This is a genomic window from Streptomyces sp. NPDC102258 (assembly GCF_055584685.1).
This window is the reverse complement of sequence record NZ_JBVJLO010000002.1, coordinates 19,419-40,588: the sequence shown is the minus strand read 5'-3', so window position 1 is coordinate 40,588 and position 21,170 is coordinate 19,419. Positions and strand designations below refer to the sequence as shown.

Sequence of the window (21,170 nt, the reverse complement as noted above, 5' to 3'; positions counted from 1 at the left end):
CAAGGACGAGCGCACCCCGACATGAGCTGGTTCGAATCCCTAATCCTCGGTCTCGTCCAGGGGCTTACGGAGTTCCTCCCGATCTCCTCCAGTGCCCACCTGCGGCTGACCGCGGCGTTCGCCGGCTGGCACGACCCCGGTGCGGCCTTCACGGCCATCACCCAGATCGGCACCGAGGCCGCCGTCCTCATCTACTTCCGCAAGGACATCGCGCGGATCGTCTCCACCTGGTTCCGCTCGCTGTTCACCAAGGCGCTGCGCTCCGATCAGGACGCCAAGATGGGCTGGCTGGTCATCGTCGGCTCGCTGCCCATCGGCGTCCTGGGCCTGCTGTTCAAGGACCAGATCGAGGGCCCCGCCCGTGACCTGCGGCTGACCGCCACCACCCTCGTCGTGATGGGCCTGATCCTCGGCTTCGCCGACTGGCGGGCCTCGCGCGACGAGCAGGGGGGCCGCCACCGGGTGGTCCACCAGCGCAAGACGCTGAAGGAACTGGGCGTCAAGGACGGCCTGATCTTCGGTGCCTGCCAGGCCATGGCCCTGATCCCGGGCGTGTCCCGCTCCGGCGCGACGATCTCCGGCGGCCTGCTGCTGGGCTTCACCCGCGAGGCCGCGGCCCGGTACTCCTTCCTCCTCGCGATCCCGGCCGTTCTCGCCTCGGGCGCCTTCGAGATCAAGGACGTGATCGACACACCGGGTCACATCACCTGGGGCCCGACGATCTTCGCGACGGTCATCGCCTTCTTCGTCGGCTACGCCGTGATCGCGTGGTTCATGAAGTTCATTTCTACAAAGAGCTTCATGCCCTTCGTGATCTACCGCATCCTCCTCGGTATCGTGCTGTTCGCCCTGATCGGCGCGGGGGTGCTCAGCCCCCACGCCGGCGAGTCGGGCTCCTGACCGGCGCGCCGCTCACCGCTTCGCGTGAATCGCGGGCCGTTCGGGAACGTTCCCGGACGGCCCGCGCGTCGTTGTGCCTGGAGCAAGGAAAAGCAGTAAGGGGTGTCCCGCATGAGCCGCGTGGTACTGGAACGATTTCCGGCCAGCAGTCCGAGGGGAAGCTGGCCCGCCGAGGAGTACGCCGCCCAGCGTCTGCGCGAGGGCGTGGCGGCGGAGGTGGTGATGGACCTCGCCAGCGACGCGTTCCTGGTGGTGGTCCGCCAGCGGGAGGCACATGCCCGGCACTGACGGCCCCCGCGACACGCTCCGCTGACCGGCGCCACCGACGCCCCCGCGCGCGATCCGGCCACCGACGGCTCCCGCGCGCGATCCGGCCACCGACGGCTCCCGCGCGTGATCCGGCCGCCGCACGCCCCTTGGCCTCACGCCCCCGCAGCCCCACACTGACCCGATGACGCAGCGTGTGGACCTCGCGACCGTAATGGACCGGCTGGCCATCGACGAGGTGGTCTCGGGGTACGCGGCGGCCGTCGACGACGGGGACTGGGCCGCCTACCGCGCCCTGTTCGCCCCGGCCGGCCGGGCCGACTACACCTCCGCGGGCGGGGTCGAGGGCCCGGCCGGGGAGGTCGCGGACTGGCTGGAGCGGACGATGACGCTGTTCCCCGTGCGCCAGCACCTGATCGTCAACCGGCTCGTCCGGCTGGAGGACCAAGGCGGTGCCCCCGGGGACACCGCGCGGGTCCGGGCCGACTTCCTCAATCCGATGCGGCTCGCCGGCGAGGGCTCCGGCGAGGGCTCCGGCGCCGCCGTGACGACCCCCAACTTCGTCGCCGCCGGCCGCTATGCCTTCGCGCTGGCCCGCACCGTGGACGGCTGGCGCCTGACCTCGGTCACCGTGCACGAGAAATGGCGCCACATGCCGGCGTGAGGACGGGGCAGGCGGGTCCCACACTGGAAGCGGAGGCGTGCCTTGGTCACGAAGCGGACCCTGTGGTGGCGTACGGCGGCAGCGGCCGCCGCCGGGGCGCTGCCCTGTCTGGCCTTCCCGGCCCCGGCCCTGTGGTGGTTCGCCTACGTCGCCCTCGTGCCCTGGATGCTGCTCGTGCGCTCCGCCCCCACCGGGCGGCGGGCGGCCGTGGAGGGCTGGGTCGGCGGGGCGGGCTTCATCGTGGCGGTGCACCACTGGCTGCTGCCGAGCCTGCACGTGTTCCTGGTGCCGCTCGCCGCGCTGCTGGGCCTGCTCTGGATCCCCTGGGCCCTGCTGGTGCGGGAGCTGCTCGGCGGGGCGCCGGGCCGGGGGCGGGCGGGGGCCGCGCTGGTCCTCGTACCGGCGGGGTGGCTGCTGTCGGAGCTGGCCCGGTCCTGGCAGGGGCTCGGCGGGCCGTGGGGGCTGCTGGGGGCCAGTCAGTGGCAGGTGCCGCCCGTCCTGCGGCTCGCTTCGGTGGGCGGAGTGTGGCTGGTGAGCCTGCTGGTGGTGGCGGTGAACTGCGCGCTGGTGCTGCTGATCGCGGCGCCGGGGGCGCGGGTTGCGGCGGTGGCCTCGGTCGCGGGGTGCGCGGTGCTGACGGGGGTGGTGTGGCTGTGGCTGCCGCGCCCGGAGGCCTCGGGCGTGCTGCGGGTCGCCGTGGTCCAGCCGGGCCCGATGGCGCAGGACGGGGGTGGCGCCCCGGACGGCACGGACGACGGCGCGCGGCGGCGGTTCGACGCCGAGGAGCGGCTGACCCTGTCGCTGGTGGGGCAGCGGCCGGACCTGGTGGTGTGGGGCGAGAGCAGCGTCGGCGCGGACCTGGCGGCGCGGCCCGATCTGGCGCGCCGGCTGGCCGCCCTGTCCGCGCGGACGGGCGCCCCGCTGCTGGTCAACGTGGACGCGCGGCGCTCGGACCGGCCCGGGATATACAAGAGCTCCGTGCTCGTCGGCCCGCAGGGCCCCACCGGCGACCGGTACGACAAGATGCGGCTGGTGCCCTTCGGGGAGTACGTGCCGGCCCGCGCGGTGCTGGGCTGGGCCACCTCGGTCGGCAAGGCGGCCGGCGAGGACCGGATGCGCGGCACCGCCCCGGTGGTGATGAAGCTGCCCGGCGGCACCCGGCTGGGGCCGCTGGTGTGCTTCGAGTCGGCCTTCCCCGACATGAGCCGGGAACTGACGGCGGAGGGGGCCGCCGTCCTGGTCGCCCAGTCCTCGACCTCCTCGTTCCAGCACAGCTGGGCTCCCGCCCAGCACGCCTCGCTCGCGGCCCTGCGCGCCGCCGAGACCGGCCGGCCGATGGTGCACGCCACCCTCACCGGCGTCAGCGCCGTGTACGGCCCCTCCGGCGAGCGGATCGGACCGGCCCTGTCCACGCGGGAGCGGACGGCGGCCGTGTACGAGGTCCCGCTCGCCCGGGGCACGACCCCCTTCGTCCGCTTCGGCAACTGGCCCGGCGGGCTCTCGCTGGCCGTGCTGGCGGCGTACTGCGCGGCCCGGGGCGCGCGGGCGCTCAGGCCGGTGAGGCCGGTCAGGCCTGCTCCAGAGCCGTCAGCACCACCCGCTCGCACAGCTCGTGGGTGAGCAGCGCGTCCCGCGCGCCGAGCACCCGGCTGGCCGCCACCGCCTCCAGGAAGGTGTCGACGACCTGTTCGATGCCGCGCTGGCGGGCCACCGGCGTCCAGTCCCCGCGCCGCCGCAGGGTCGGCTGGCCCTTGTGGTCGATGACCTCGGCGAGGTTCACCACCTGGCGCTTGGAGTCCTGGCCGGAGACCTCCAGGACCTCCTCGGCGGATCCGGAGAGCCGGTTCATGATGCCGAGGGCGGTGAAGCCGTCGCCGGACATCTGGAGCACCACCTGGTGCATCAACCCCTCGCGCACCACGGCGCGTACGTCGATGTGGTCGGCCTCGCCGGGCAGCAGGAAGCGCAGCGTGTCCACGACGTGGATGAAGTCGTCGAGGACGAGGGTGCGCGGGTCCTCGGGCAGCCCGACCCGGTTCTTCTGGAGGACGATCAGCTCGCGCGGGTGCTCGGCGCACTGGACGTAGCCGGGCGCGTGGCGGCGGTTGAAGCCGACGCACAGGCTCACCCCGCGCTGCTCGGCCAGTTCGACCAGGCGCCGCGAGTCGGCGAAGTCGTAGGCCAGCGGCTTGTCCACGTACGTCGGTACGCCCGCTTCCAGCAGCCGCGTCACGATCTCGGGGTGGGCGGCGGTCGGGGCGTGCACGAAGGCGGCGTCGAGACCCTGGCCGAGGAGCGCGTCCAGCGAGGCGTGCCGTCGCTCGCGCGGGACGTGGTGGATCTCGCCGATCCGCTCCAGCGTGGCCGCGGTGCGCGTCTGGAGGTGGAGTTCCACGCCGGGACGGGTGGTGAGGACGGGCAGGTACGCCTTCTGGGCGATGTCGCCGAGTCCGATGACGCCGACCTTCACCGGGTGCCTCCTGATCTGTGCCGGACGGGACACCCGGCAGCTTAATCCCTGGTGGGAGGGGCGTGTTCGGGTGAGGATGGCGGCCATGACCTCTGATGGATCACACCGCCCCGAACCCTCCACCACCGCGAACGAGCGCGACATGCTGGACGGCTGGCTCGACTACCACCGCTCCACCCTCGCCTGGAAGTGTTCCGGGCTGACGGAGGAGCAGCTGCGCCGTACCCCGCTCGCTCCCTCCGGGCTGAGCCTGATGGGCCTCGTCCGGCACATGGCGGAGGTGGAGCGGTACTGGTTCCGGGAGATCTTCCTGGGCGAGGACCTGCCCGAGCTGTACAGCACCCTGGAGGACGGCGACGGGGACTTCCACTTCACCGACGCCGACAGCTGGGCCTCCTCCGAGCACGCGTGGCAGACGGAGGTCGAGCTGGCACGGCAGGCGGCCGCGGGCCGCTCCCTGGACGCGGTGTCGGACGCCGCGAGCCACCACCGCGGCGAGGTGTTCAGCCTGCGCTGGATCCACACCCACATGATCGAGGAGTACGCGCGCCACAACGGGCACGCCGACCTGCTGCGCGAGCACATCGACGGCGCCACGGGCGAGTAGCCGGTGTCCGCCGGACATCCCCTCGCCGTCACCCGTGCGGGGTGAATATCGGTCCTGGGTTTTCACAACCGGGTCCCCGCACAGCAGAGTTGCGCGGGTGCAACCAACCCGAACCTCCACGAAACTCCTTCTCGGAGCCGCCTGTGCCGTCTCCGCCCTCTCCGGCTGCGTGACCGTGGCCCCCGCGCCGGGGCGGCCGGCGACGGCCCCCTCGGCCGGGCTGCCGCCCCGGTACGAGCCGCGCGGGGGGCCGGGGGCGCTGCCGGTGGTCGTCCAGGCGCCCGCGCTGGAGGCGCTGGGGGCACTGCCGCGGGAGTCCGCACGGCCCTCGGCCCCGACGGCCGCGGCCCGGGGCACGACGCGTACCGCCTCGCGGACGCCCTCGGGCGGCTCGGAGGCCGTTCCTCCGGTCCCGGACATCCCGGAGCCCCACGATCCCGCCCGGCGGCCGGAGCGGCGCGTACGGGACCGGCCCGACCCCGTACGGCAGGACGCACGGGTGCCGCGCGAGCTGGTGCGGGAGCTTCCGGTGCGGCCGGCGGACGTGTGCGCGCTGGGCCGGCGGCACGGCCACTGGCATCCGGACAGCCCCGAGGCCCGCATCTGCGCGGGCGTCCACGAGGGCTGAGCCACCGGCGCCCGCCGGGCGCGGCGGCCCGGGACCCCGCTCCGCTACGGGGACTGCTCCGGGAACGGCCGCCGCCCCGGGCCCGGTTCCGTCGCGAGCCGCCGTTCCAGCCGGGCGATGGCGGCCCGCACCCCGTTCCCGTACCCGTCGTCGGCCAGCGCGGCCGTCGCCGCCCGGGCCCGGGCGAGGTGCGTCCGGGCGGCGTCGGGGCGGCGCAGCTTGACGTAGTCGGCGGCGAGGTTGAGGTGGAGCGAGGGGTAGAAGCCCCGCACCGCCTCGCGCGGCCCCTCCCCGAGGGCGTCGGCGGCGGTCAGGGCCCGCAGGTCCCAGGCGAGTTCGTCGGCGGGGTCGTCCTGGGCGTCGGCCATGTAGTGCGCGAGGGTGCAGCGGTGCAGGCCGTCCCCCTCCGCGCCGATCTCGGCCCAGATCTCGCCGAGCCGGTTGCGGGCCTCCTCGCGGTCGCCGGCGTGCAGCAGGATGACCGCCTGTCCGATCCTGGTCATGACGGCGTCCTCCGACGCCTCCCGCTGCTCCGTCAACGCCGCCTCCGGCTCGCTCCGCCGGACCCGCTCCGGTCCGGTCAGCACGAAGCTAGCCCGAGGCACCGGCTCCGGCGGCGAGGCGCGGTGGGGCGTCAGCCCAGGTCCGGGATCCGCCAGTCGATCGGCTCATGGCCCTGGGCGGCGACGGCCTCGTTGATCTGGGTGAAGGGGCGGGAGCCGAAGAACTTCTTCGCCGACAGCGGCGAGGGGTGGGCGCCCTTGACGATGACGTGCCGCTCCTCGTCGATCAGCGGGATCTTCTTCTGCGCGTAGGCGCCCCACAGGACGAAGACGACCGGGTCGGGGCGATCGGACACCGCGCGGATCACGGCGTCGGTGAACTTCTCCCAGCCCTTGGCCTTGTGCGAGTTGGGCTCGGCCTCGCGGACGGTGAGGACGGCGTTCAGCAGCAGGACGCCCTGGCGGGCCCACGGCATCAGGTACCCGTTGTCCGGGACCGGCAGGCCCAGCTCCTCCTTCATCTCCTTGTAGATGTTGCGCAGCGAGGGCGGGGTCCTGACCCCGGGCAGCACGGAGAAGCACAGGCCGTGCCCCTGGCCGGCGCCGTGGTACGGGTCCTGGCCGAGCACCAGCACCTTCACCCGGTCGAACGGCGTGGCCTCCAGGGCGGCGAAGACCTGCTCCCGGGGCGGGTAGACCGGCCCGTTCGCCCGCTCCTTCTCGACGAACTCGGTGAGTTCCCTGAAGTAGGGCTGGTCCAGCTCCCCGCCGAGAACGGGGAGCCAGGACTCGGGCAGCATCTGGGTCACGTCGACAACCTCCGGTACAAGTGCGTGCAACTGCCCAGAACCTACCGGGGGCCACTGACAACGCCGCGACCCGGGGCTTCGCCCCCGGCCGTCACCAGCTGGTCTTGCGGTACAGCTCCCACATCTGCATGGCGGTCTGCGGGTCGAGCGCCCGCTCGGCCCCGGCGATGTCCTCGCGCGCGCCGACGTACAGCTTGCCCTGCCACAGGGGCAGCAGCCGCACGTCCTGGGCGAAGATCTGCTGCGCCTGCTCGAACTCCTTGACGCCGGCCGAGCGGTCGCCCTCGCGGCGGGACTTGGGGAGCAGGTCGTTCAGGATCTCGGCGGGCTCGTACGGCGTGCCGACCGCGTTGTCCTTGCCGACGAACGGCGCGATGAAGTTGTCCGGGTCCGGGAAGTCGGGGAACCAGCCGCGGCCGAAGACGGGGTACTCGCCGTTCTTGTAGCCGACCTGGAAGTCCTTCCAGGGCTTGTTGCGCAGGGTGATCCGGAACAGGCCGCTCTCGTCGAGCTGCCGCTTGAGCTCGGTGAACTCGTCGGCGGTGGAGCCGCCGTAGCGGTCCGTGGTGTACCAGAAGGTCAGGTCGACCGGCACCGGGATGTTGGCCGCGGTGAGGAGCTTCTTGGCCTTGGCGATGTCGGGCTGGCCGTACAGGTCGTAGAACGGCGTCTTGTGGCCGACGACCCCCTTGGGGACCATCGAGTACAGCGGCTCGGCGGTGCCCTGGTAAACCTTGGTGACGAGCGCGCCGCGGTCGACGACCTGGGCAATGGCCTGGCGCACCGGGAGCTTGTTGACCTGCGGGTCCTTCGGGTTGAAGACCAGGTAGCGGATCTCGGCGCCGACGTTCTCGACGACCTGGACGCCCTCGTTGCGCGAGGCGGCGCTCTGCAGGTCCTTGATCTCCGGGGCGGAGAGGCCTCGGTAGGTGGCGTCGATCTCCTTGGACTTCAGGGCCGCGACCATCGCGTCGGACTTCGCGAAGTAGCGGATCGTCACGCCGTCGTTGCGGCGGTTGGCGAAGCCCTGGTAGCCGGCGTTGCGGCCGAGGACCGCCTCGGAGCCCTCGTCGTAGGAGGTGAGGACGTAGGGGCCGGAGCCGGTGGCCTTGCCGTCGGAGCGCACCTTGTTGGCCGGGTACTCCTTCGGCGGCACCAGCGAGGCGGCCGGCGAGCCGAGCACGAAGGGGAAGGTGGCGTCGGGGGTGCTCAGGTGGAAGACGACGGTGAGCGGGTCCGGGGTCTCGATCTTCTCCAGCGAGGCGAACAGGCCCTTGGGGCCGACCTGCGAGTTGATCGTCTTGATCCGGTCGAGGGAGTGCTTGACCGCCTTGGAGTCCAGCGGCTCGCCGTTGGAGAACTTCAGGCCCTTGCGCAGGGTGCAGCGGTACGACTCGTTCGCCGAGTCGGTGAAGTCGCAGCTCTGGGCCGCGTCCGGCTGGGGCTTGGTGCTGCCCGTGGGGAACGCCAGCAGCGTCTGGTAGATGTTCCGGTACAGCTCCCAGGAGCCGTCCCAGGCCGCCGCGGGATCGAGGGTGCTCGGGGCGCTCGTCGTGCCGACGACGATCCTTTTCGCCTTGTCGCCGCTGTCGTCGGAGAAGAGACCGCATCCGGCGAGCAGGGATATGGACGCAAGGGCCGCAGAGACCTGCAGGCATCTGGTCCGGTTGAACACGTGCACGCTCCTCGATCAGCCAGGGGTGCGGCAGACCCTACCGCAGTGCGTCACAAATCCAATGGGCAGGTTTCGTGAGGCACTTGACCGATTACGTGCGTATTCGACACGCATTTGCCTCCCCTTGGGAGGCAAATGCGTCCGGTTATCGGTCAGTGCACTCCGGCATTGAGGAACATTCCCCCGTCGACGACGAGAGTTTGCCCGGTTACCCATTCCGCTTGTGCAGATGTGAGGAATGCGGCGGCGCCCCCGATGTCCTCCGGGACGCCGAGCCGGCCCAGCGGGTAGGCGGACGCGGCCTCCTGCTCCCGGCCCTCGTAGAGCGCCTGCGCGAACTTGGTCTTCACCACGGCCGGGGCGATCGCGTTCACCCGCACCTGGGGCGCCATCTCATGGGCGAGCTGGAGCGTGAGGTTGATCATCGCGGCCTTGCTCATCCCGTACGCCCCGATGAAGGGCGAGGCGGAGACCCCGGCGATGGAGGCGATGTTCACGATCGCCCCGCCGTTGTCCTTCTGCCAGGCGTGCCAGGTCCGCTGGGCGAAGCCCAGGGCCGAGATCACGTTGGTCTCGAAGACCTTGCGCGCGACGCCGAGGTCCAGGTCCGCGATGGGGCCGAAGACCGGGTTGGTCCCGGCGTTGTTCACCAGGAAGTCGACGCGGCCGAAGGCCTCCATCGCGCGCTCCACGGCGACGGCCTGGTGGCCCTCGTCGTGCGCCTTGCCCGCCACGCCGATCACCCGGTCCGCGCCGAGCCGCTCGACGGCCTCCTTCAGCGCGTCCTCGTTGCGCCCGGTGATGCAGACCCGGTCGCCCCGGGCCACCAGCGCCTCGGCGATCCCGTAGCCGATCCCCCGGCTCGCGCCGGTGATCAGCGCGGCCTTGCCGCTGTCGATGCCGTTGTACGTCATGCCGTACGCCCTGCCTTCCGTAAACGGGTCAGTTGAGCGGGCCGCCGGCCACGTACATGACCTGGCCGGAGACGAAGCCCGCGGCCTCGCCGGTGAAGAACGCGATGGCGTTCGCGATGTCGTCGGGGCGGCCGACGCGCTGGACCGGGATCTGGGTGGCGGCGGCGGCCTGGAACTCGTCGAAGTCCATGCCGACGCGGGCGGCCGTCTGAGCGGTCATCTCCGTCACGATGAAGCCGGGGGCGACGGCGTTGGCGGTGACGCCGAACTTGCCGAGCTCGATGGCCAGGGTCTTGGTGAAGCCCTGGAGACCGGCCTTGGCGGCGGCGTAGTTGGCCTGGCCGCGGTTGCCCAGCGCCGAGCTGCTGGAGAGGTTCACGACGCGGCCGAACTTGGCCTCCACCATGTACTTCTGGCAGGCCCTCGTCATCAGGAACGCCCCGCGCAGGTGCACGTTCATGACCGTGTCCCAGTCGGTGTCGCTCATCTTGAAGAGCAGGTTGTCCCGGAGCACGCCGGCGTTGTTGACCAGGATCGTGGGGGCGCCGAGCGTGCTCGCCACCCGCTCGACGGCCGCCTCCACCTGGGCGCTGTCGGAGACGTCGCAGCCGACCGCCAGGGCCTTGCCGCCGGCGGAGGTGATCGCCTCCACGGTGTCCTTGCAGGCCGCCTCGTCGAGGTCGAGTACGGCGACCGCCCGGCCCTCGGCGGCCAGGCGCACGGCGGTGGCGGCGCCGATGCCCCGGGCCGCCCCGGTGACGATCGCTACGCGCTGCTCGGTGGTGGACATGCTGGATCTCCTCGCCCTTGAGAACGGCCGCCCAGAGGTGAGCAACCGCTTAGTAGCTTCAGCTGAGGAGACGCTAGGAGCCCCGGCACCGGGTGTCAACGCCAGCATGCCGTCCGTGGCGCGCGCAGGCCCCCGGGCAACGCCCGGGGGCTTCGCGTCGAGACCCCCGGGTCAGCGGACCAGGAGGTCGAACAGCCGCCGCGTCTCCGCCGCCGGGTCGGCCGTCAGGCCGGTGTGCACCGGACCGGGCTGCACCACCGTGCTGCGGGGGGCGATCAGCCAGCGGAAGCGCCGGCCGGGGGCGTCGCCGGCGGCCTGCCCGGCCGTCTCCCCGCCCGCGCACAGGCCCTCGACCCCGCGCAGGGCCGCCCGGATGCCGGCCACGTCGGCCTCCGGGTCCAGCGCGAGGAGCTTCGCCTCGTCGAGGTGGGTGCGCGCGGCGACGTACGCGTGCGCGCGGCAGTAGACGATGACACCGGCATTGAAGCACTCGCCGCGCTCCATCCGGGGCACCACGCGCACCAGCGCGTATTCGAAGACGTCCCGCTCGGTCACTCGTCGCCGCTCTTCCGCTTGTTCTCGTTCTCGTGCTCGTGCTCGCTCTTGTCCGTCCGGGGGGCGAGCCTTTCGGCGAGCCAGCCCGGCGGGCCGGACCGCGGCTTGACCTCGGCCTCCATGGTGATCCTCTGGTGGATCGTCGCCGCGCGCGGCAGCAGCGCCGCCACGTAGGCGCGGCGCACGGCGTCGGTGGAGTCGAAGCCGGGCTCGTCGACCAGCCACTCGTCGGGCACGTCCGCGGCAACCTCGGTGAGCAGGTCCTCGGTGACCAGCGGGGCCAGCTCGGCCGCGGCGGCGGCGATGTCCGGGCCCACGGGCGCGAGGACGTGGTCGGAGGCGTTGTAGGGCTTGGCGGAGGCCGCCTGGGCGGTGGGCCAGTTGTGGTGCCAGATCATGGTGGCGCCGTGGTCGATGAGCCACAGGTCGCCGTGCCAGACCAGCATGTTCGGATTGCGCCAGGACCGGTCGACGTTGTTGATCAGGGCGTCGAACCAGACCACGCGGCCCGCCTCGGCCGGGTCCGCCTGGTAGGCGAGCGGGTCGAAGCCGATCGAGCCGGGCAGGTAGTCCATGCCCAGGTTGAGGCCGCCGCTGGCCTTGAGCAGCTCCTGGACCTCCTGGTCGGGCTCGCCGAGCCCGATGACGGGGTCGAGCTGCATCGTCACCAGCCGCGGGACCCGCAGGCCCAGCCGCTGGGCGAGGCGCCCGCAGATGACTTCGGCGACCAGGGTCTTGCGGCCCTGGCCGGCTCCGGTGAACTTCATGACGTAGGTACCGAGATCGTCGGCCTCGACGATTCCCGGGAGCGAGCCGCCCTCACGCAGGGGCGTGACGTAACGGGTCGCGATCACTTCGGACAGCATCCGCCCAGGTTACGGGGGTCAGCGCGCGGCAGCCCACTGTTCGAGGAGGGCTTCGGTCGAGGTGATGGCCGCCACCAGCGCCAGGGAGTTGCGGATCACCTCGGCGGTGCAGGAGGCGGGCACCCCGGCGATCGCGTCGGCCGGGACCACGACCCGGTAGCCGAGGTTCACCGCGTCGAAGACGGTGTTCGGGATCGCGATGTTCGAGGAGACCCCGGTGACGACGAGGGTGCGCACGCCGAGGTTGCGCAGCAGGGCGTCCAGGTCGGTGCCGGCCATCGGGGAGAGCCCGTGCAGCCGGCGCACCACGAGGTCCCGCTCGTCGACGGTGACGGGGGCGGCGACCTCGACCGCCCGGCTCCCGGTGAGCTGGCGCACGGGCAGCTTCCCGGCGGCGCGGAACAGCCGCGCGTTGGTGCTGGCGCCGAGCCCGTCCGGGCGGCGTTCGGCGACCGCGTGCAGCACCTGGACGCCGGCCGCGCGGGCGGCCGCGACGAGCGCGGCGACGCGCTCCAGCATCCCGGAGTCCCGGGCCTCCTTGGCCAGCTCGGGCAGGGCGCTCTCCTCGCCGACGACGCCGTTCTGGCATTCGACGGTGAGCAGCGCGGTGGCGGCGGGATCGAAGTCCGGCATGGCTCCCCCTGGCGTGGCGGCGGCGGAGCCCGCATGATTCCTGACACACAGTCAGATGTGAAGGGGCGTGGCGCGATGGACGGGACACGTGGGGCCGGGGCGCAGCGGCGCGGCCGCCGCATCATGATGTCGGACGAGGAGCTGGACGCCTTCCTGCGCGAGCAGCGCACCTGCCGGGTGGCCACGGTCTCCTCCGACGGGCGGCCGCACGTGGGCGCCCTCTGGTTCGCCTGGGACGGCACCTCGATGTGGCTGTACTCGATCACGCGCAGCCGCCGCTGGTCGGACCTGCGCGCGGACCCTCGGATCTCGGTGGTGGTGGACGCCGGGGAGGCGTACGACGAACTGCGCGGGGCCGAGCTGTCCGGGACCGCCGTGTTCGTGGGCGAGGTACCGCGCACCGGCGAGCCGTGCCCGGAGCTGGCGGAGCCCGAACGGATCTTCCCGGCCAAGAACTTCGGCATCGCGGAGATGCCGCACGACGGCCGCCACGCCTGGATCCGCCTCACCCCCGACGCGGTCGTCTCCTGGGACTTCCGCAAGCGGTGAGGCGGCCGCTCACGCCTCCACGGCGGCCGCCGCCCCGCGCAGCGCCCCGACGGCCGCCCGCAGCGAGGGCCGGCGGCCCGCGTCCGCGCGCCAGACGGCGTACACGTGGCGGCGTACGGCGTCGCTCACGGGCAGCAGCGTGACCCCCGGCGGCACCGGCCCGCGCCCCAGCCGGGGCGTCACGCACACGCCCAGCCCGGCTTCCACGAAGGCGAGCTGGGTGTGGTGCTCCTCGGCGATGTGCGCGATGCGCGGCTCGACCCCGGTGCCGCGCAGGGTGAAGACCAGCCACTCGTGGCAGAACTGGCCCTCGTTCCAGGAGATCCAGTCGTCGGCGGCGAAGTCGGCCAGCGAGACCTCCCTGCGACCGGCCAGCGGATGGCCGGCCGGGACGGCGACGTCGGCGGCGTCGTCCAGCAGGTGGGCGCGGGCCAGCTCGGCCGGCACCGGCATCCGCTTGTTGTACCAGTCGATGGCCAGGGCCATGTCGAGGTCCCCGCGCACGACGGCGAGCATGGCCTCCTCCGGCTCCTGCTCGCGTACCAGGACCCGCAGTTCGGGGTGGTCCGCGCGCAGGGCGGTCAGGGCTCCGGGCAGCAGTCCGCGCATCGCGGTCGGGAAGGCGCCGATCCGCAGTTCGCCGACGGCGTGGCCGCGCTGGGCCTCGACGTCGGCCTGGGCCAGTTCCACCTGGGAGATGATCCGGGCCGCGTGGCCGGCGAGCAGCCGCCCGGCGTCGGTCAGGCGGACCCCGCGGCCGTTCTTGGCGAGCAGGGGCTGGCCGACCTCGCGTTCCAGCTTGGCCATTTGCTGCGAGACGGCGGACGTGGTGACGTGGAGGCCGTCCGCCGCGCCGCTGACCGAGCCGTGCCGGGCGAGGGCGTCGAGGGTGCGCAGCCGCTCCAGGTTCAACATGTAAGCGATGCTACGCGTTCGAGCGCACGAAATCTCGCTTGTTCTACGAGATCACGGGGCGCAGAGTGAGCGCATGAGCGCACCCACCACTCCCCGCCCAGCCCCCTCCGTCACTCCCGTCACATCCACCACCGGCCCCACCTCCGGCCCGGGCGGCCTGGACTGGCGGCTGCGCTTCGCCCTCCTCTCGGTGATCTGGGGCTTCAGCTTCCTGCTGATCAAGGTGGGCACGGAGGCGTACGCGCCCTTCCAAGTCGCCCTGGGCCGGGTCTTCTCCGGCGCCCTCGCCCTGCTGGCCGTACTGCTGCTGCGGCGCGAACCGCTGCCCCGGGGCGCGCGGACCTGGGGCCACCTCACGGTGGCGGCGCTGCTGCTGAACACCGCCCCGTTCTCCCTGTTCGCGTACGCCGAGCAGACCATCCCCTCCAGCCTCGCCGGGATCTGCAACGCGACCTCGCCGCTGTGGGGCATGGCCCTCTCCCTGGTCGCCCTCTCCGAGGACCGTCCGACCCGGCGCCGCTTCGCGGGCCTCGGGCTCGGCTTCCTCGGAGTGCTGACCGTCCTCGGCGCCTGGCAGGGCTTCTCCGGCATCGACGCGAGGGGCACCGCCCTGGCCCTGCTGGCCTCGCTCTGCTACCCGATCGGCTGGATCTACGTCCGCCGCACCCTGGCGGGCACCCCGGGCTCCCCGGTGGCCCTGACCGGGGCGCAGCTGATGGTGTCCACGCTCCAGCTGGCGGCGGTGAGCGCCCTGTTCACCTCCGCGCCGGCCGCCTTCCCGCTGTGGCCCACCCTCGCGGTGGCCGTCCTCGGCGCCGTCGGCACGGGCATGGCGCTGCAGATGCAGTACGGGCTGGTGACGGAGATCGGGCCGACCACCGCGCAGATGGTCACCTACTTCGTCCCGGTGATCGCCACCGCCGCCGGCGTCCTGGTCCTCGGCGAGCACCTGCACTGGAACACCCCGGTCGGCGCGGCGATCGTGCTGGCCGGCGCGGCCCTCACCCAGGCCCGCCCCCGCCGCCCGGCCTGAACCCGCCCCCGTCTCCGCTCCCGGGGGCGGGGGCCGGGCCCGCTCAGTCGAAGCGGCCGCCCGACGCCGGGCGGGCCGCCGCCGCCACCGCGTCCGCCAGCGGGCCGATGTCCCGCGGGGACAGCCCCGAGACGGTGATCCGCACGCCCGGACCGGCCTCCATCCGGTAGCGCGCGCCCGGCGTCACCGCCCAGCCCGCCGCCAGCAGCCGAGTGACCGCCGCCGTCTCGTCGGTGACGGGCAGCCAGACGTTCATCCCGCTGCGCCCGTGTGCCCGTACCCCCCGCTCCGCCAGCGCGGTGACCAGCCCGTCCCGCCGCAGCCCGTACGCCCGCGCCACCGCCACCCGGTCCACGGCGCCCGAGCTCCAGAGGTCCACGACCGCGTACTGGAGCAGCCGGCTGACCCAGCCCGGCCCCAGCCGCTGCCGGCCCCGGACCCGGTCCAGGGTCACCGCGTCGCCGGTGAGCACCGCGAGGCGCAGGTCGGGCCCGTACGCCTTGGCCGTGGAGCGGATCAGCGCCCAGTGCCGGGTCGCCCCGCTCAGCGGGCACAGCGGCAGGTCCACGATGCCGTGCCCGTGGTCGTCCTCGACGAGCAGCACCCCCGGGTGGGCGGCCAGCAGGTCCCGCAGTTCCCGCGCCCGCGCCGCGCCGACGGCGGCCCCGGTCGGGTTCTGCGCGCGGGCCGTCACCACCAGCGCCCGCGCCCCGGCCGCCAGCGCCCGGGCCACCGCCGCCGGGACCGGCCCGTCGTCGTCGACGGCCACCGGGAGCGGCTTGAGGCCGAGCGCGGGCACCAGGTCCAGTAGCGCCCCCCAGCCCGGGTCCTCCACCGCGACCGCGTCGCCGGGCCGCAGATGGGCGGTCAGCACCCGCTCGATGCCGTCCAGCGCGCCCGAGGTCACGGCCACGGGCCCGGCCGGGACCCCGTCGGCCTCCAGGCCGGCCCGGGCGAGCCGGGCGAGGTCCGGGAGCACCGGGTCCTGCCCGTAGAGGGTCGGCGCCCGCGCGTACCGCCGGGCGGCGGCGGCCAGCGCCCGGTCCAGCGACGGCAGCAGCGCGACGTCGGGATTGCCCTGCGTGAGGTCCCGTACGCCCGCCGGGACGGGCGTCCGCAGCGTGTCGCGCGGGGCCGTCGCCGGGCGGGCCCGCACCCGGCTGCCGCGCCGCCCGTCCGTCTCGATGACTCCGCGCTCGCGCAGCGTCCGGTAGGCGGCGGCCACCGTGTTGGGGTTGACGCCCAGCTCCCCGGCCAGCTCCCGCATGGGCGGGAGCGGGTCCCCGGGCGCGAGCGCGCCGCGGCCGACGCCCGCTTCGACGCTCGCCGCGATGTCCGATGCGCGACGGCCTGTGATCCGATACTCTCCTAGCACAAACGTCATTATGCACTAGTGCAATGGAGTCCGCACCATGACCACCACCCCCGCCGCCTACGCGCCCACCGACCGCACCGTCCCGAGCCGCGCCCGCCAGCGGGCGAGCTACGACCGCGAGACGGTGCACTCGATACTCGACCAGGCCTACGTCTGCCACCTCGGGTTCGTCCGCGACGGTGCGCCGGTGGTCCTGCCGACCCTCTTCGGCCGGGTGGGCGAGAGGCTCTACATCCACGGCTCGACCGGCTCGCGCCCGCTGCTGGCCGCCGGGAAGGCGGACCCCGGCCTGCCGGTCTGCCTGACGGTGACGCACGTCGACGGCCTCGTCCTGGCCCGGTCGGCGTTCCACCACTCGCTGAACTACCGCTCGGTGGTGGTCCACGGCACCGCCTACCAGGTCACCGACGAGGACGAGTGCCGCATCGCGCTGGACGCCCTCGTCGATCACGTCGTCCCGGGCCGCTCGGCCGACTCCCGCCCGGCCAACGCCCGGGAACTCGCGGCGACGGCCGTGATCCGCCTGGACCTGACCGAGGTCTCGGCGAAGATCCGTACCGGCGGCCCGAACGACGACGCCGAGGACCTGGGCCTGCCCTACTGGTCGGGCGTCGTCCCGGTCGCGCCGGCGTACGGGACCCCCGTCCCGGCCGCCGACCTCGCCTCGGGCATCGCGACCCCGGACTACCTCGCCGCGCTCTGAGGCTCCGGGGCGGGCCCGGCCACCGGCCCGCCCCCGGCCCCGGCTCCCCGCGCCTCGGCCGCGATCAGCGCGGCCACCGCGGAGAGCAGCAGTACGGTGCCCAGCACCACCGGCCCGGTCAGCCGTTCCCCCAGCAGCCCGACGGCGATCACCGCCGCGCCGACCGGCTCGATCAGCATGATCACCGACACCGTCGCGGCCCGCACCGCCGCGGCGCCGGTGAAGTACAGCGCGTACGCCAGCGCCGTCGGCACGGTGGCCACGTACACCAGCAGCCAGAGCACCCGGCCCCAGTCCGCGGTGTGCGGCAGCAGCCCCTCCGCCAGCGCGAGCGGCAGCAGGCACACCGTGCCCACCGCCACCGACCAGGCGGTGGTGACCAGCGGGTCCCCGCCGGCCCCGCGCCGCCCCAGCCAGCGCGCCCGCAGGGTCATCCCCGCGTACCCGGCGGCCGACAGCAGCGCCCAGCCGACCCCGAGCGGCCGCACCTCGCCGCCCCCGGAACCGAGCACCAGCACGGCCAGCCCCGCCAGCGCCCCGAGGACGGCGGCGACCCCGCCCCGCCCCAGCCGCTCCCCCATCCAGTGGCGGCCGCCGAGCGCGATCAGCACGGGGCCCGCCCCCAGGGTGACGACGGTGCCGACCGCCAGGCCGGTGTCGCGCACGGCGGCGAAGTAGGCGGCCTGGAACAGCGTGAACATCAGCCCCGTCCCGATCAGCGACAGCACCGGAGCGGCGGGAGCCGCCGGCCCGGCGGAGCCCCTGCGCGCCCGCGCGGGACGGCGGACGGCGAGCACGCCCAGCAGCACCACCAGCCCGCCCGCGCACCGCCAGAACGACAGGGCGAGCGGGCCGAGATCACTGGCCAGGAAGAGGAGGGAGGCGGCCGCCCCGGCGGTGCCCCAGGCGGCTCCGGCGACGACGAGGTACAGCAGACTGCGCCCGGCGGCGGGCGCGTGGTGCGGGGTATCGGACAGGTGTGACACGTGTGTCTCCGCGCTGCGTGAAGGATGAGGAAAGCAGGTCATCGCTTCGCGGGCAGCACGGACCGGCCCGGGAACACCCCGGGCGGGAACCTGGTGGGACAGGAGACGGCCGCCCGCGCTAGGCGGCGGGAGGCGGAAGCACGGTCGACGGCATGCGCAGCACCCTACGGGGCGGAGCCGCGCCGGGCCACCCCCGCCCTCCCCGCTCCGCTACGCCTTCGTGGTCTCGCGCGGCAGCATCGCCGGATCGGCCGCTCCCGGCGGGGTGGGCCGCGAGGACTGCGCGATGAAGGCACCGCCCAGCACCAGCGCTCCGCCCACGATCTGCGGGGTCGAGAGGTGCTCGCCGAGCAGCACCCACGCCAGTACGGTGGCGATGACCGCCTCCAGGCAGGCCACCACGCCCGCCACCTGGGGCGAGAGCCTGCGTACGGAAACGACTCCGGTCAGGTACGCGAACACGGTGGCCACCAGCACCACCCAGCCCAGCAGCACCAGGGCGGGCAGCTCCGTCTCCCCCAGGGCCGCGTCCCCGCCGAGCACGCCCCAGTCCATCTCCCACGGCCGGGCGATCACGGTCATGACGAGGGCGCCGACGAGCATCCCGTACGCGATCACCCCCATCGGGTCGGGCACGTCGTCGCCGTCGGTGCCCTGGTCGGCGAAGACGAAGTAGAAGGCCTGGCAGCAGGCGGCGGCGAGGCCGAGCAGCACCCCGAGCGGGTCCAGGCTGAGCCCCGACCAGATCTCGACCACGCAGGCCAGCCCCAGGACGGCCACCGCCGCACCGGCCGCGGCCGCCCGGGTCACCGGCTTGCGTTGCACGAAGCGGATCCAACCGAGCAGCAGGGCCGGCCCCAGGTACTCCAGCAGCAGGGCCACGCCGACCGGGATCCGCGACAGGGAGGCGAAGTAGAAGGCCTGTACGCCCGCCACCGCGACCAGGCCGAATCCGGCGAGCAGCAGGGGCTTGCGCCGCACCAGGGCGCGGTGCCGCCAGGCGAGCGGGGACAGCACGAGCGCCGCCCCGGCCACCCTGAGCCACACCACGTGCAGCGGGTCCAGACCCGCCTCGATCAGCGGCTTCGCCGCCACACCCGAACCACCGAACGCGCACGCCGAAACCAGGGCGAGGCCCAGCCCGGCGTTCTTCCCAGACGCTTGCATCGGGCCATCATGGCAGGGCCGGTCAGGACCGTCACACGCGTGACGCCTGTTGAGACGGACCCGCCTCCGGGCCGCCCGGAGCGCCCCGAATCTGACAGGTCGTCAGTCTTGTATGTTCCGCCCGCCGGGGCTACGTTCCGCCGCACGAACCCGACCAGAAGGGGTGGACGCATGGCTGAAGTCACCGCGGAATCACGCATCGAGGCGCCCGCCGCGAAGCTCTGGACCCAGCTCACCGACTGGGACGCGTACGGGCAGTGGAGCATGACCCACACCAACTTCCCGAAGGGCGGTCCCGAGACCCTCGCGGTCGGGTCCACCTTCGCCGAGAACATGAAGATGATGGGCTTCCCGGCCGAGGTCCTGTGGACCGTCTCGGAGCTGGAGGAACAGCGGGTCTTCGCGATCACGGGCAAGGGCCCGATGGGCGTGGCCGTCCTGACCCGCTACACCCTGGTCCCGGACGGCGGAGCCACCATCGTCCGCATCGACGGCGAGTTCACCGGCGCGGCCGTGTCCCTGATGGCGGGCAAGCTCAAGGACTCCGCGACCGCCGCACTGAACGAGTCCCTGCGCAAACTGGCCGGCCTGGTCGCCTGATCCCCGGCCCGCGGCACACACGACGGCGCGCCCCGCGAGCGGTCTCGCGGGGCGCGCCGTTTCGTATGACCCGGCTCAGTGTTCGTCGGCCAGGATCAGGTAGAGCTTCTTGCGGGCGTCGTTGACGACCGCGAGGGCCTTCTCCCGCTGCTCGGGCGTGCCGGTCTTGAAGACCTGCCCGAAGGCCTCCATCAGGCCGACGCCGGCGGCACGGATCTCGTGCATCGCCTCGAAGTCGAAGCCGCGCCCGGCGTCCGCCCAGGGGGCGTCCGGACCCGACTCGGCCTCGGTGCGGCCCGCGTCGGTGAGCGTGAACAGCTTCTTGCCGCCCTCGCTCTCACTGGTGATGAGCCCCTCGTCCTCCAGCAGCTGGAGGGTCGGGTAGACCGAGCCCGGGCTGGGCTTCCAGGCCCCGCCACTGCGCTCGCCGATCTCCTGGATCATCTCGTAGCCGTGCATCGGCCGGTCGGCGAGCAGCGCCAGGATCGAGGCGCGCACGTCACCGCGCCGCGCCCGGCCCCGCGGCCCGCCCCGTCCGCCGCGGCCGCCGAAGGGCCCGCCGCCGAAGGGCGGCCCGAACGGCCCGAAGGCCGCTCGCCGGCCCCGGAACTCCTCCCGACGGTCCGGCCCGCAGTGGCCGTGCCCCCGTCCGTGCTCATGTCCGTGGTCGTGCTGTCCATGTGAACGCATCACTGCGCTCCTTTCGTCATCGCTTGTCGTAGCTGGTGTCGTCGTTTCGACTTCTTCACTATCGCTGACCCATCGCGATGCGTCAACGATATATCGGAAACTATCTTTGACGACCCCGCCGACATGGATCCTTTTGACCTGTCTCAGCGAAATTGGGGCGTGTCTCACCGAAGGTGGGCAAACGCGACGAACCGGGGGCTTCGAGCACTGACGTGCATAATTGCCGGACGATCAGTGAGACGTAGAGGTGAGGACGCGGTGAAACTGGCTGAAGCGCTCGCGCAGCGCGCGGCTGCGGTGCGGCGAGTGGAACAGTTGCGAGCCCGCGTCGTCGGCAGCGCCCGCTACCAGGAGGGCGAGGAGCCGGCCGAGAACGCGGCGGAGCTCCTGGCCCAGGCCGGAGAGGTGCTGGGCGAACTGGAGCGGCTGATCCGCCAGATCAACCGGACCAACTCCGCCGTGGTCATCGAGGGCGGCGGCACCCTGACCGACGCCCTCGCCCGCCGGGACGTCCTGCGGCTGCGCCACTCGGTGCTCACCGCGGCCGCCGACGCGGCGTCCGGACGCGACCAGCGAGGAGCGGTACGGCAGATGCGGTCCGAACTGCGGATCCTCTCTGCCCTGCCGGTCGCCGAGCTCCGCGCCCAAGCGGACGCGCTGGCCAAGGAGATCCGCGAGGTGGACACTCTGATCCAGCGCAGCAACTGGGAGATCGACCTGAGCGAGGACTGACCCCACAAGCTGGGTGTGGGAAGCAGGTAGTCGTCACGGAGGCGTGCACACACCGCGGGTCGGCGGTCTATCCGGCCCTCTGGCGCGTGAAGAGCAACGCAGGGGTTCGATTCCCCACAAACAGTGCAGCTCAGCATCG

Annotated in this window: 25 protein-coding genes; 11 read left to right on the top strand and 14 right to left on the bottom strand. The window is 73.2% G+C overall.

Translation table 11 applies throughout. The annotated features are described in order from the left end of the window. The first annotated feature begins 21 nt into the window (after positions 1-21). The 4 genes from ACZ6ZT_RS03375 to lnt all read left to right on the top strand — a co-directional run bounded on the left by ACZ6ZT_RS03375 (position 22) and on the right by lnt (position 3,451). Positions 22-900, top strand: coding sequence for an undecaprenyl-diphosphate phosphatase (locus tag ACZ6ZT_RS03375; protein WP_469715099.1), 879 nt, complete (start codon positions 22-24; stop codon positions 898-900). Positions 901-1,011: 111 nt separating this feature from the next. Further along, complete coding sequence (locus ACZ6ZT_RS03370; protein WP_469715098.1) at positions 1,012-1,188, top strand: hypothetical protein; 177 nt, start codon at positions 1,012-1,014, stop codon at positions 1,186-1,188. Positions 1,189-1,351: 163 nt separating this feature from the next. After that, the gene (locus ACZ6ZT_RS03365; protein ID WP_469715097.1) at positions 1,352-1,831 is read left to right on the top strand and encodes a nuclear transport factor 2 family protein; all 480 of its coding nucleotides are present in this window, start codon (positions 1,352-1,354) and stop codon (positions 1,829-1,831) included. A gap of 42 nt (positions 1,832-1,873) precedes the next feature. Further along, positions 1,874-3,451, top strand: a complete 1,578-nt coding sequence (gene lnt, locus ACZ6ZT_RS03360; RefSeq protein ID WP_469715095.1) for an apolipoprotein N-acyltransferase — start codon at positions 1,874-1,876, stop codon at positions 3,449-3,451. On the opposite strand, the gene ACZ6ZT_RS03355 is transcribed toward lnt, so the two are convergent. Continuing rightward, positions 3,399-4,301 (bottom strand): Gfo/Idh/MocA family protein, encoded by a 903-nt coding sequence (locus tag ACZ6ZT_RS03355; protein WP_469715094.1) that lies wholly within the window; start codon positions 4,299-4,301, stop codon positions 3,399-3,401. The two genes, lnt and ACZ6ZT_RS03355, sit on opposite strands and share 53 nt — an antisense overlap. Positions 4,302-4,386: 85 nt before the next feature. On the opposite strand from ACZ6ZT_RS03355, the gene ACZ6ZT_RS03350 reads away from it, so the two are divergent. Together ACZ6ZT_RS03350 and ACZ6ZT_RS03345 are read left to right on the top strand one after the other, a co-directional pair. Continuing rightward, a complete protein-coding gene (locus ACZ6ZT_RS03350) occupies positions 4,387-4,908 on the top strand; it encodes a DinB family protein (protein ID WP_469715092.1) in 522 nt (173 codons plus the stop codon). Positions 4,909-5,005: 97 nt separating this feature from the next. Beyond that, on the top strand, positions 5,006-5,536 hold the full coding sequence (locus ACZ6ZT_RS03345) for a hypothetical protein (RefSeq protein ID WP_469715091.1): 531 nt from the start codon (positions 5,006-5,008) through the stop codon (positions 5,534-5,536). 44 nt (positions 5,537-5,580) lie between these two features. Here ACZ6ZT_RS03345 and ACZ6ZT_RS03340 read toward each other — a convergent pair whose 3' ends face one another. The 8 genes from ACZ6ZT_RS03340 to ACZ6ZT_RS03305 all read right to left on the bottom strand — a co-directional run bounded on the left by ACZ6ZT_RS03340 (position 5,581) and on the right by ACZ6ZT_RS03305 (position 12,281). Continuing rightward, a complete protein-coding gene (locus tag ACZ6ZT_RS03340; RefSeq protein WP_469715089.1) occupies positions 5,581-6,075 on the bottom strand; it encodes a hypothetical protein in 495 nt (164 codons plus the stop codon). A gap of 95 nt (positions 6,076-6,170) precedes the next feature. Further along, positions 6,171-6,839: a uracil-DNA glycosylase gene (locus ACZ6ZT_RS03335; protein WP_469715803.1), complete on the bottom strand. Its 669-nt coding sequence runs from the start codon at positions 6,837-6,839 to the stop codon at positions 6,171-6,173. A gap of 100 nt (positions 6,840-6,939) precedes the next feature. Continuing rightward, positions 6,940-8,523, bottom strand: coding sequence for an ABC transporter substrate-binding protein (locus tag ACZ6ZT_RS03330; RefSeq protein WP_469715087.1), 1,584 nt, complete (start codon positions 8,521-8,523; stop codon positions 6,940-6,942). Between the two features lie 152 nt (positions 8,524-8,675). Next, positions 8,676-9,437, bottom strand: coding sequence for an SDR family oxidoreductase (locus ACZ6ZT_RS03325; protein ID WP_469715085.1), 762 nt, complete (start codon positions 9,435-9,437; stop codon positions 8,676-8,678). 28 nt (positions 9,438-9,465) lie between these two features. Then, positions 9,466-10,227: a 3-oxoacyl-ACP reductase FabG gene (fabG, locus tag ACZ6ZT_RS03320; protein ID WP_469715084.1), complete on the bottom strand. Its 762-nt coding sequence runs from the start codon at positions 10,225-10,227 to the stop codon at positions 9,466-9,468. A gap of 171 nt (positions 10,228-10,398) precedes the next feature. Beyond that, the gene (locus tag ACZ6ZT_RS03315; protein ID WP_469715083.1) at positions 10,399-10,782 is read right to left on the bottom strand and encodes a DUF3037 domain-containing protein; all 384 of its coding nucleotides are present in this window, start codon (positions 10,780-10,782) and stop codon (positions 10,399-10,401) included. Continuing rightward, entirely contained in the window at positions 10,779-11,648 is an 870-nt protein-coding gene (locus ACZ6ZT_RS03310) for a HipA family kinase (protein WP_469715081.1), read from the bottom strand. Before ACZ6ZT_RS03310 ends, ACZ6ZT_RS03315 begins: the two co-directional genes overlap by 4 nt. 18 nt (positions 11,649-11,666) lie before the next feature. Next, a complete protein-coding gene (locus tag ACZ6ZT_RS03305; RefSeq protein WP_469715080.1) occupies positions 11,667-12,281 on the bottom strand; it encodes a cysteine hydrolase family protein in 615 nt (204 codons plus the stop codon). Positions 12,282-12,356: 75 nt separating this feature from the next. Here ACZ6ZT_RS03305 and ACZ6ZT_RS03300 point away from each other — a divergent pair, with 75 nt between their 5' ends. Beyond that, entirely contained in the window at positions 12,357-12,830 is a 474-nt protein-coding gene (locus ACZ6ZT_RS03300; protein WP_469715078.1) for a pyridoxamine 5'-phosphate oxidase family protein, read from the top strand. A gap of 9 nt (positions 12,831-12,839) precedes the next feature. On the opposite strand, the gene ACZ6ZT_RS03295 is transcribed toward ACZ6ZT_RS03300, so the two are convergent. Next, entirely contained in the window at positions 12,840-13,745 is a 906-nt protein-coding gene (locus ACZ6ZT_RS03295) for a LysR substrate-binding domain-containing protein (protein WP_469715077.1), read from the bottom strand. Between the two features lie 73 nt (positions 13,746-13,818). On the opposite strand from ACZ6ZT_RS03295, the gene ACZ6ZT_RS03290 reads away from it, so the two are divergent. Then, positions 13,819-14,778, top strand: coding sequence for a DMT family transporter (locus ACZ6ZT_RS03290; protein ID WP_469715075.1), 960 nt, complete (start codon positions 13,819-13,821; stop codon positions 14,776-14,778). Positions 14,779-14,821: 43 nt separating this feature from the next. On the opposite strand, the gene ACZ6ZT_RS03285 is transcribed toward ACZ6ZT_RS03290, so the two are convergent. Beyond that, a complete protein-coding gene (locus tag ACZ6ZT_RS03285; protein ID WP_469715074.1) occupies positions 14,822-16,153 on the bottom strand; it encodes an aminotransferase class I/II-fold pyridoxal phosphate-dependent enzyme in 1,332 nt (443 codons plus the stop codon). Positions 16,154-16,190: 37 nt separating this feature from the next. Here ACZ6ZT_RS03285 and ACZ6ZT_RS03280 point away from each other — a divergent pair, with 37 nt between their 5' ends. Beyond that, positions 16,191-16,856: a pyridoxamine 5'-phosphate oxidase family protein gene (locus tag ACZ6ZT_RS03280; RefSeq protein WP_469715072.1), complete on the top strand. Its 666-nt coding sequence runs from the start codon at positions 16,191-16,193 to the stop codon at positions 16,854-16,856. On the opposite strand, the gene ACZ6ZT_RS03275 is transcribed toward ACZ6ZT_RS03280, so the two are convergent. Both ACZ6ZT_RS03275 and ACZ6ZT_RS03270 read right to left on the bottom strand, forming a co-directional pair. Further along, positions 16,838-17,833: a DMT family transporter gene (locus tag ACZ6ZT_RS03275; RefSeq protein ID WP_469715801.1), complete on the bottom strand. Its 996-nt coding sequence runs from the start codon at positions 17,831-17,833 to the stop codon at positions 16,838-16,840. The genes ACZ6ZT_RS03280 and ACZ6ZT_RS03275 overlap by 19 nt on opposite strands. A gap of 219 nt (positions 17,834-18,052) precedes the next feature. Further along, positions 18,053-19,009, bottom strand: coding sequence for an EamA family transporter (locus tag ACZ6ZT_RS03270; protein ID WP_469715070.1), 957 nt, complete (start codon positions 19,007-19,009; stop codon positions 18,053-18,055). A 171-nt stretch (positions 19,010-19,180) separates the two neighbouring features. Between ACZ6ZT_RS03270 and ACZ6ZT_RS03265 the strand changes: the two genes are divergently transcribed. Continuing rightward, positions 19,181-19,609 carry a type II toxin-antitoxin system Rv0910 family toxin gene (locus ACZ6ZT_RS03265; RefSeq protein ID WP_469715068.1) on the top strand — a complete coding sequence of 143 codons (429 nt, stop codon included), beginning with the start codon at positions 19,181-19,183 and terminating at the stop codon, positions 19,607-19,609. 75 nt (positions 19,610-19,684) lie between these two features. On the opposite strand, the gene ACZ6ZT_RS03260 is transcribed toward ACZ6ZT_RS03265, so the two are convergent. Further along, complete coding sequence (locus tag ACZ6ZT_RS03260) at positions 19,685-20,299, bottom strand: PadR family transcriptional regulator (protein ID WP_469715066.1); 615 nt, start codon at positions 20,297-20,299, stop codon at positions 19,685-19,687. A 258-nt stretch (positions 20,300-20,557) separates the two neighbouring features. On the opposite strand from ACZ6ZT_RS03260, the gene ACZ6ZT_RS03255 reads away from it, so the two are divergent. After that, complete coding sequence (locus ACZ6ZT_RS03255) at positions 20,558-21,031, top strand: DIP1984 family protein (protein WP_469715065.1); 474 nt, start codon at positions 20,558-20,560, stop codon at positions 21,029-21,031. Positions 21,032-21,170: the final 139 nt, after the last annotated feature.